At 63.2% G+C, this 6,207-nt stretch carries 5 protein-coding genes; 2 read left to right on the top strand and 3 right to left on the bottom strand.

Annotation, left to right across the window (positions count from 1 at the left end):
* The first annotated feature begins 30 nt into the window (after nucleotides 1–30).
* The gene (gene ubiG / locus AC0GNR_RS17225) at nucleotides 31–759 is read left to right on the top strand and encodes a bifunctional 2-polyprenyl-6-hydroxyphenol methylase/3-demethylubiquinol 3-O-methyltransferase UbiG (RefSeq protein ID WP_472902125.1); all 729 of its coding nucleotides are present in this window, start codon (nucleotides 31–33) and stop codon (nucleotides 757–759) included.
* Nucleotides 760–789: 30 nt separating this feature from the next.
* Here ubiG and AC0GNR_RS17230 read toward each other — a convergent pair whose 3' ends face one another.
* Both AC0GNR_RS17230 and AC0GNR_RS17235 read right to left on the bottom strand, forming a co-directional pair.
* Nucleotides 790–2,214: a sensor histidine kinase gene (locus tag AC0GNR_RS17230; protein WP_472902126.1), complete on the bottom strand. Its 1,425-nt coding sequence runs from the start codon at nucleotides 2,212–2,214 to the stop codon at nucleotides 790–792.
* Nucleotides 2,211–2,852 carry a response regulator transcription factor gene (locus AC0GNR_RS17235; RefSeq protein WP_472902127.1) on the bottom strand — a complete coding sequence of 214 codons (642 nt, stop codon included), beginning with the start codon at nucleotides 2,850–2,852 and terminating at the stop codon, nucleotides 2,211–2,213. The genes AC0GNR_RS17230 and AC0GNR_RS17235 overlap by 4 nt, the downstream gene beginning before the upstream one ends.
* Before the next feature lie 323 nt (nucleotides 2,853–3,175).
* Between AC0GNR_RS17235 and AC0GNR_RS17240 the strand changes: the two genes are divergently transcribed.
* Nucleotides 3,176–4,747, top strand: a complete 1,572-nt coding sequence (locus AC0GNR_RS17240) for a methyl-accepting chemotaxis protein (protein ID WP_472902128.1) — start codon at nucleotides 3,176–3,178, stop codon at nucleotides 4,745–4,747.
* Nucleotides 4,748–5,178: 431 nt separating this feature from the next.
* On the opposite strand, the gene AC0GNR_RS17245 is transcribed toward AC0GNR_RS17240, so the two are convergent.
* Complete coding sequence (locus tag AC0GNR_RS17245) at nucleotides 5,179–6,141, bottom strand: IS5 family transposase (RefSeq protein WP_472901589.1); 963 nt, start codon at nucleotides 6,139–6,141, stop codon at nucleotides 5,179–5,181.
* Nucleotides 6,142–6,207 lie beyond the last annotated feature (66 nt).

Below are 6,207 nucleotides of genomic sequence, written 5' to 3' on the forward strand. Positions count from 1 at the left end.
CAATAGCCACCCCACTCAACCCAGATCACCATGACAGCCATCGCCTCTGAAATCGAGCGCTTCAACCGGCTGAGCGCCACCTGGTGGAACAGCGACGGCCCCATGCGCCCGCTGCATGTGGTCAATGCCCTGCGCCTGGGCTACGTGGTGGGACACATCTGCCAGCACCGAGGGCTTGCAAACAACGACACCGCGCTGGCCGGCCTGCGCGTTTTGGACGTGGGTTGCGGCGGCGGTCTGTTGTCCGAGCCTCTGGCGCGCATGGGCGCCAGCGTGGTGGGCGTGGACGCATCGCCCGGCAACGTGGCTGCGGCCCGCCTGCATGCCGCAGCGCAGGGCGTGGCGGTGGACTACCGCCTGGGTGAGCCCAGCCAGGTGCTGAGCGCCGACGAACGCTTTGACGTGGTGCTGGCGCTGGAGGTGGTGGAACACGTGAGCGACGTGCCCGCCTTCGTCGACACCGTAGCGCGAAGCGTGCAGCCCGGCGGCTTGCTGTTTGCGTCCACCATCGACCGCACCTGGAAAAGCTACCTCTTTGCCATTGTGGGTGCCGAATACGTGCTGCGCGTGTTGCCACGCGGCACACACCAATGGCGGCAATTTGTGCGCCCCGCCGAGCTCACCGCTGCTGTGGCCCGGTCGGGTTTGCAGCCCGCCGACCTGCGGGGCATGCGCTACAACCCATTGCGCCACACCGCCGCCTGGTGTGCCGACACCGGGGTCAACTACATCGGGGTGTTCAAAAGCGCCCAGCCCTGAAAGCACGCTGCGCCAGGGCAAGCGCCGCGCTCAGGCCGGCATGGGCTGCGCATCCAGCACCGGCAACACAAACTCGGCGATGGCACCGCCACCGGGTGCATCCAGCAGCGACAAACTGCCGCCGTGCTGCTCAACAATCGCGCGTGATATCGACAAGCCCAGGCCCATGCCGTCTGGCTTGGTGCTGAAAAAAGCGGTGCCAACGCGCGAACGGTCTTGTGGCGAAATGCCGCAGCCCTCGTCCCGCACGCGGAACACCGCCTGCCCCGCCTGGCTCACCAAATTCAGGTGGATGCGGCCGCCGGTATGAGGCCTCATCGCCTGCATCGCGTTGCGCAGCAAGTTGAGCAATACCTGAGCCAGTTGCACGCTGTCTCCCATCAGCGTCACCGCCTGCTGCGGCATGTCGCAGTGCAAGCCAATGCCCATGTTCCGCGCCTCGTCGCGAACGATCTCCAACACCTCTGCTGCCACACGCTGCAGCTGGACCCGTTCACGCCGCTCCTCGCCCGGTTTCACAAATTCTTTGATGCCTCTGAGGATGCGGCTCGCTCGCTGGGTGTCCTTTTCAATGTCTTTGAGCAACACGCCCACCCCCTCACCTTCGGCCGGTACCGCAGCGTGTTGAAGCATGTGCCGGGCCATTTGCGTGTTGGTCAAGATCGCCGTCAAGGGCTGGTTGAGTTCGTGCGCCATCGAGGAAGACATTTCGCTCATGCTGCGCCGGCGGTCCAGGTGTGCAATCTGGGTCAACAGCCGGGCCGACTCCTCTTGCCGCGCCCGGCGCTCCACGCTCTCCAGCTCCAGACGTCGCGCCCGGTCGAGGTACACACCGATAAAACCGATGGTGCCCAGCACCGAGGCAAACAGGCCGACCAGGGCGGTCGCCAGCCCGTCAAGCCCAGCCGTCACCGCATCCGGCTCGCTCAGGCCCACGGTCACCGCCAGGGAACGCAAAAATAAAACAAGCGCGCCCAGCGCGTGCACGGCCATCAGCGCATAAGCGCTGCGCGAATACTCCCTGCGGCCAAATTGCCACGACAGGCGCGCGATGACGGCGAACAGACTGGCGTACGTCAACGTGCTCAAGACAAACCGGAGCTCAACCAGGCCCAGCACCACACGGACGAACTCGAACACCGCCACAAAAAACACCGAAGCCAGCCACAGCCACCGTGGCCCAACCGGCAGCCGCAGCTCTTGGCGCAGGGCGTGGATCTTGATCTGCAGCGCGAGAAAGATCAGCCCGTTGGCCAACGTATAAGACACCCACGCGGGCACATGGGCGCGGGCGGCCACCATCAGCAGCGAAATGCCAAACAAAATCCCCCCGCCCAGCCACATCTGGATGGTGCGCGAGCGCCCGGCTGCCAGCACCGCCCAGGCCAAGAGCGGCATGACCAGATACAGCAGGCCCACCAGCGCGTAAGCGGTGGGGATGTCCAGCGATGTCACCCACGGCCCTCGACTTGCGAGACGGCTTCAGCCAGCTCCAGCAACGAGCCCGCGCCCATCTTGTCCATCACGCGGGCCCGGTGCACCTTGATGGTCTTGAGGCTGCAATCAAAGTGCTCGGCAATCTCCTTGTTCATCAGGCCCTTGATCACCATCTGGCACACGTCGCGCTCGCGCGGCGTGAGCAAGGCATAACGCAGGCGGGCGTCCACGTCGTCCCGGTAGCGCTCAAGCCGCTCCCGGTCGTGTGCCATCGCCTTGTAAATCTCACGCAGCAAGTCGTCCATATTGAACGGCTTGAGCAGGAAATGGCAGGCGCCTGCGGTGAGCGCGTCAATGATTTCCTGCGGCTGGCTCTCACCCGACATGAAAACAATGGGCGTGTGGCGACCCAGGCGGGCCATGTCTTGCTGCAGTTGAAGCCCCGTGTAACCGGGCATGCGCATGTCCAGCACCAGCACGGCCGGCGCCACCGGCAGCGAGTTCTTCAAAAATTCCGCCGGGCCGGCATGGGCTTCGACGGCGAAGCCCATGTAGTCCAGCATGCGCGCCAGCGACGTTCTCACCGAAGGATCGTCGTCCACCAGATACACGTGCCCTTTGCTGGGCGGTAGGGCGTGGGTTGGCTTGTCGGTCATCGGGGCTGGGCGTGTGAGGTCATGAGGAAACGGAGCGCACAGAAACGCCGGCACAGGGCCACGGCAGACCGCGCGCCCATCGCGTTGCATGGGTATAGCGTCGCGCATCACGGTGCCGGCAAATCCCCAAAAAGCGCCACGCAGGGCCGCCAGATCACCGGTTAGCGAAGGCCCCACGCCCACAGCGCCGGGGTCAATGGCCCCAGGGTCAACTGCAGTTCAGGCCAGGAAAACCGAATAACAAAGTGTTCCGTTCGCCTCCAGCAGCCGTCCGGATCCGGCTTCTTGCCAGCAGACAAGACGAACTTCACTAGGGGATTTCCATGTTTTTCAGTCACATGAACGTGAGCAAACGGCTCTATCTTGGCTTCGGCCTGATCCTGGCCATTTTGGTGGTCCTCACGGCCGTGGCCATTGCCAAAGTGCAGGCCATCAACACCGCTTTGCAGGCCGTGAGCAAAGAGCACGCCGCCATCCAGCGCTACGCAATCAACTTTCGGGGCTCAGCGCACGACCGTGCCATTGCCGTTCGCGACGTGGTCCTGAGCTCCACGCCCGCGCAAAGGCAGGCCGAAGTGGCCACCATCGAACAACTGGCCCGCTTCTATGCCGATTCGGCCGGGCCCCTGGAACAGCTGCTGAAAACCTCAGCGAACGCCGCCGAATTGCGCGTCCTGTACGGCGCCATCCAGTCCATCGAAAGCCAGGCGGTCGCCACCTCCAAGGCCATCGTGGCCAAGATCGAGGCCGGCGACACCCAGGGCGCACAACAACAGCTGTGGAACGAGGCCAAGCCGCAATACGTGGCCTGGCTGGGCGCGGTCAACAAGTTGATCGACTTCGAAGAGTCGCGCATTCAGTCAGAAAACGCCATCGCCATGGGCGAGGCGGGCAGCTTTCTGTCCATGATGTTGCTGGCGCTGGGCATCGCGCTGAGTTGCGGTGTGGGCCTGGCCTGGTCCATTCCCCGCGGCATCGTGCGCGAACTGGGCGCAGAACCCCGCGAACTGGGCCTGGTGGCTCAGCGCGTTTCCCAGGGCGACCTGAGCCCCGTGGTGGGAGCCGCTGCCGCGCCCAAGGGCAGTGTGCTGGCTTCGCTGGGCGTCATGCAAAGCAGCCTCGCCCGGGTCGTGGGCCAGGTTCGCCAGGCATCCGACTCCATCGCCACCGGATCGACCGAAATTGCCGTGGGCAACGCCGACCTGTCCAGCCGCACCGAACAACAAGCGTCCAACCTTCAGCAAACCGCCTCGTCCATGGCCCAGATGAACACCACGGTGCAAGGCAACGCCGACACCGCACAGCAAGCGTCGCAGCTGGCCACATCGGCCAGCGCCGCCGCCGAAAAAGGTGGGATCGTGGTGAGCCAGGTGGTGTCCACCATGGACGACATCTCGGACAGCTCCCGAAAAATCTCGGACATCATTGGCGTGATCGACGGCATCGCCTTCCAGACCAACATCCTGGCGCTGAACGCCGCCGTGGAAGCCGCACGGGCCGGCGAGCAAGGCCGCGGTTTCGCGGTGGTGGCCGGCGAAGTGCGCAACCTCGCGCAGCGCAGCGCCGAGGCGGCCAAACAAATCAAGGAACTCATCGGCACCAGCGTCGACAAAGTGCAGGCTGGCACCCGCCTGGTGAGCGAAGCCGGCTCGACCATGGAAGACATCGTCACCCAGGTGCGCCGGGTGTCCGACCTGATCAGCGAAATCAGCGCATCCACCATCGAGCAGACCGCCGGCATCGGTCAGGTCAGCCAATCGGTCAATCAGCTCGACCAGACCACCCAGCAAAACGCCGCGCTGGTAGAACAAAGCGCCGCCGCTGCCGCCAGCCTGCAGCAACAAGCCAGCCGGCTTTCGGACGTGGTGCAGGTGTTTCGCCTGGTGCAACACTGAAGCGCGGCGGCAGCGCCTGCCATGCACCCGGGGCACAGCGCCGAGCGGCGCTGTGCCCCGCTTTTTTTTCAAACGCTCAGGCGCATTTGTCCGGGCACCGTTGACCTATTCAAAGGCAATAAAGCTTAAGACAGCCATCACAGTGCCTCCCCGTCACTCAATGGCGTCCACAGCCACCTATAGCCTGAGACACCGGTGGGAACGCGACCTATCAGCAAACTGACGGTCACCATGGCTGATGACAGATTGGTGTAAAACGCAACAGTCATGTTGAGGATGCTCTGAAAAACCCACCAGCCAGCGTGTTACGTGCCTGACGGAGTTTCGTCCGATGAGCTTTCGCGCGATCCGGCACAGTTTGGGTTGGAATTCGTATCCGGTTTGCCCCATTTGGGGCCGCCTGAGGGCCACTGACCCGGTTTCGGTCGCACTCACGCCTGTGCTCCGATCAGTTTGTGACGGGCCATCCACAAGTTGGACAACGCAAACAGCGTCTTGATCTGCAAGGTGTTCTTCTTCAGACCCCGATATCGCACCTTCGTGAAGCCAAACTGGCGCTTGATCACCCGAAACGGGTGCTCCACCTTGGCGCGAATCCCGGCCTTGATCTTCTCGACTTTGTCGATCAGCGCATCCCTCGAGTTGCTGTCTTTGTCCAGCTTCTTGCGCTTGCCTGGGCGCATGGCCACATGCCATTTGTGGCTGGCTTTTGCATCGGGGCGCTTGTCTGCGCCTTGGTAGCCCGCGTCACCGAACACGTCCGTCTCTTGACCATGCAGCAGGCTGTTGCCCTCGGTGACATCGGCTACGTTGCCCGAGGTGCCTCGCACGGTGTGCACCAAGCCCGAGTCGGCATCCACGCCTATGTGGGCTTTCATGCCAAAGTGCCACTCGTTGCCCTTTTGGCTCGAGTGCATCTCGGGGTCTCGCGCTTTGTCTTTGTTCTTGGTGGAGCTGGGCGCGGCGATGAGGGTGGCATCTACAGCGGTGCCGGCCTTGAGCAGCAAGCCGCGCTGCTGCAGCAGTTCGTTGACGGTGGCCAGGATCTGATCGGCCAGCTTGTGTTTCTCCAGCCTGTGGCGGAACCGAAGAATGGTGCTCTCGTCGGGCAGTCGGCCAAAGGTATCGAGCTGAGCGAATTCGCGGTAAAGCGGTGTGTCGAAGAAGGCTTCCTCCATGGCCGGGTCTGACAGACTGAACCACTGCTGCATGAAGTGCACTCGCAGCATCGTCTCCAGCGCAAAGGGTGGGCGACCATTGCGCCCTTCGCTGTAATACGGGGCTATCAGCTCGACCAGGGCAGCCCATGGAACCACGGTTTCCATCTGCTGCAAAAACACCTGCTTGCGGGTCTTGCGCGTGCTCAGGTTCAAGTCAAAGCTGCTTTGTTTCATGGTGCCCGAGTGTGCCGCGCTGGGCTTACATCTGCCATGCCGCTGGGGTGGTTTTGCAGAGTTTCC

The sequence above is a fragment of the Hydrogenophaga sp. LT287 genome, assembly GCF_055702805.1.